The organism is Nocardia amamiensis NBRC 102102 (genome assembly GCF_001612745.1).
GTDB lineage: Bacteria > Actinomycetota > Actinomycetes > Mycobacteriales > Mycobacteriaceae > Nocardia > Nocardia amamiensis.
On record NZ_BDBA01000373.1, the window covers coordinates 1 to 3,051 of the forward strand.

General features: G+C 59.6%; 3 protein-coding genes. All 3 read left to right on the top strand.

The window, feature by feature from the left end:
* Positions 1-432 precede the first annotated feature (432 nt).
* Positions 433-798, top strand: coding sequence for a group I truncated hemoglobin (locus NA4_RS37755; protein WP_067480971.1), 366 nt, complete (start codon positions 433-435; stop codon positions 796-798).
* A 120-nt stretch (positions 799-918) separates the two neighbouring features.
* Positions 919-1,950 carry a Tle-like phospholipase domain-containing protein gene (locus NA4_RS41125; protein WP_157129567.1) on the top strand — a complete coding sequence of 344 codons (1,032 nt, stop codon included), beginning with the start codon at positions 919-921 and terminating at the stop codon, positions 1,948-1,950.
* Positions 1,951-2,005: 55 nt separating this feature from the next.
* A complete protein-coding gene (locus tag NA4_RS37765; RefSeq protein ID WP_067480977.1) occupies positions 2,006-2,650 on the top strand; it encodes an ankyrin repeat domain-containing protein in 645 nt (214 codons plus the stop codon).
* Positions 2,651-3,051 lie beyond the last annotated feature (401 nt).

Sequence of the window (3,051 nt, forward strand, 5' to 3'; positions counted from 1 at the left end):
ACATGACGGCCTGTTCAGCCTTCCTTCCGAACTTATCCCCGAATACCGCAGGTCACAGTCCCGTAAGTCAACAACGCCGGAGCCCTGCTGCCATTACGGTGAAGCCGAGCGTTCACAAGCGATCATGAACCACGGCGGGCAAATCGTAGGCATTCTCCCCATGACGTCTTGTATGGAAACGTGGGAAAGTCACGTTGTGCTGTACATGCCGCGTTCGTCGAGGAACCAAGCTCGACAGCTCTTCTGCGCCGCCGAACGACCTATCGCCGCTTCCGCTGCGGTTAAGTGCGCGAACTCCATTCATCGAACGCACTCATCGATGCCGGCTCGCTGCCGTTCCGGGACGATTCGTGTGCGGTCCGCGTTTCACACACGCACGCCAGTATCGATTTCTGGCGTTGTGCCAGATCCACTGGAAATAGGAGATGTGCAATGAGCACCATCTATGAAAAGATTGGCGGAACGGAAGCCCTCGAAACCGTTGTTGAGGACTTCTATGTGCGCGTTCTCGCCGACGACCAACTGGCCGAATTCTTCACCGGAATCAACATGTCACGCCTCAAGGGCCGCCAAGTCGAGTTCTTTGCGACCGCACTCGGCGGCCCCGACCCCTACGCGGGAGCGCCGATGCGTCGAGTTCACCAGGGTCGGGGAATAACGATGCACCACTTTGAACGCGTAACCACACACTTGACCGCTTCACTGACGGCAGCATGTGTGCCCGACGAAACTGTGCAGCAGATTCTCGATATTGTCGCAACCCTAGCTCCAGATATCGTTGGAAGTTCGCGAATCTGACCATCGTCTCGCCGAAATGCACGTGCCAACGCATGAAGAATCAAACAGAATCTACGCGCTGCCGATCTTCTCGATACAGCTGACCGGAGGCGTTGGGCGACTCTGACCGATCCCGAATTGGTGAAGCATGTGAACAACTGGGGTCGAGTTTGGGATGAGCTGCTGGGCACACTCACCGGTTCTGTACAGAAGGTAACCAGACAACTACTGATGCGCGACCTCGAGAAGTCCGCCAGTAATGTTCGGAGATCAGCTGACGAGTTCGTGCGCGCCGACCACGCCGGTAAGGAGAAACTTCCGCGCCATGGGTGGCGAGAGCGCATATCTCCCCCACACCGCGCGCTCGAGTCCCAGGGGCGTCGAGGTGATGGCTCCGATTCCGGAAGGAAAACGCCGTTCGCCGATTCCTGTCGCGGCCGTGAACCGCAGGAAATCGACGCAACTCTGGCCAGGATTGCAGACGACGTCTATTTCTCGGACAAAGCCGACCTGGATATCGATGGTTTCAAGCGTCTCACGGCGGATGAGCTGAACACGAAAGGACTGGACAGCGGACTTCTCAAGGATTCGAAAACCGGGTTGAAGGCCGCACTGTACAAGGATCGCGAAAACGGAAATTTTGTTCTGGCATTTGCGGGGACATTTCAATTCGATCCGAGAAGTTGGAAGGCAAACCTCCTCCAGGGTACCGGATTCGAAGCAGCGCAGTACACACAAGCAATCCGCCTCGGAAAGCTGGCGAGGAATGCCTTCGGCGACAACCTGGTGATGACAGGTCATTCCCTCGGCGGCGGACTCGCGGCGACTGCAGCGCATGCATCCGGATCGCCAGCGGTAACTTTCAACGCCGCCGGCCTCTCCGACCGTACACTCACGCGGATGGGTTCGGACCCGAATGCAGCCCGCCGAAATGCCGCCGATCACATCCGCAACTATGTGATGGAGGGTGAGCCGCTGAGTAGGTTCCAAGAAAGCTCGGTCAGCGCCAAGGCCTTACAGGTACGGCCCGCCCTCGGACATCGGATCGCCCTTCCGGCTCCGTCGCCATTGAGACCTATCAGGGGGACGGGCCCAATTGACCGTGTAATCGATTTGCATGAAATGCCCGCGGTCTACGATGCTCTTGTACAACACAAACCTTGGGCCGGGTAGCCGGAGTCGACCCCAGCATGTTGTATGCGATACATACAGAAAGGAAGGTCACGGTATGGCGACGCCGTTTTCGGATACGGTCACCGAGCAGGTCGCGGACGCGATTACCCGGGGTGACGGAAAGCGGGTCAGCCAACTGATCCGCATCGGTGCCGACCCCACCGCAATCGGCACCGATGGCGTCAGCCTGCTCGACTGGGCGGTGGTCACTCGAGCCAAGGACCCGTTCCTCGTACTGCTGGACGCCGGTGCCAACCCGCTCCATGCCGACGATGCGGGCGACACCGCGTTGCACTACGCGGCGATTGTCGAGGACAGCTGGTATCTCGATGCACTGCTCGCCCGGCCTGTTCAGGTCGACATCGCCAACCAGCGGACCAGACGTACACCGGTCATGGATGCCGTGATGTTCGGACGGCGAGCACAGGTACACATGCTGCTCGCAGCGGGGGCATCCCCGAATGCCACCGATCTCGCCGGGGACACGCCGCTGCATATTGCCAGCGAAATAGACGACTACAGCACTGTCCTCGATTTGCTCGAGGCGGGCGCAGACCCGACTCTTCTAAACCACCAAGGGGCGACCTTCCAACGCTATCTGTTCATGACCGAACGGCAGCTTCTGACGACACACGCCAGCCGCGCACGCGACCAAGTGGTTACCTGGCTGCAGCGGCACAACTTCCCCGTCGACCAGTGATGGCCAGCAGATACGCCTGACTGCAGTTTCGGCGTGCCTGCGCGGCAAGCCGTCCCGGCTGCTACTGCGCGCGCCCCAAGGCCCGCCGCTTCCGGAGCTGCTGGTGCCGATTGCAGACGCGCGGAACCTCGCCCCGCAGCAACCGCCAGACCTCGTCGACTCGAATTCGATCGTGCTGTGCTTGTGGGCATTCCTGCGTTTCCAGTTGCACTAGGGTCCGTCCTCAAAGCCACATGAGCAGGGTGGCCAGGTCGAGCATGCCTCGGTAGGACCTGAGTTGGCTCACGTTGTCACCGTTGGCTGGTTCTCGACCTTCTGACCTGGTGCTGTGCTTGTGGGACTACAACGGTGTAACTCCCGAACAAGGAGTGGCACTTGATGTCTGATGTGATGGCGGCCGG

Bases quoted from the DNA above. Each gene is read 5' to 3' on its own strand.
- NA4_RS37755 (WP_067480971.1), top strand. From the start codon at position 433: ATGAGCACCATCTATGAAAAGATTGGCGGAACGGAAGCCCTCGAAACC.
- NA4_RS37765 (WP_067480977.1), top strand. From the start codon at position 2,006: ATGGCGACGCCGTTTTCGGATACGGTCACCGAGCAGGTCGCGGACGCG.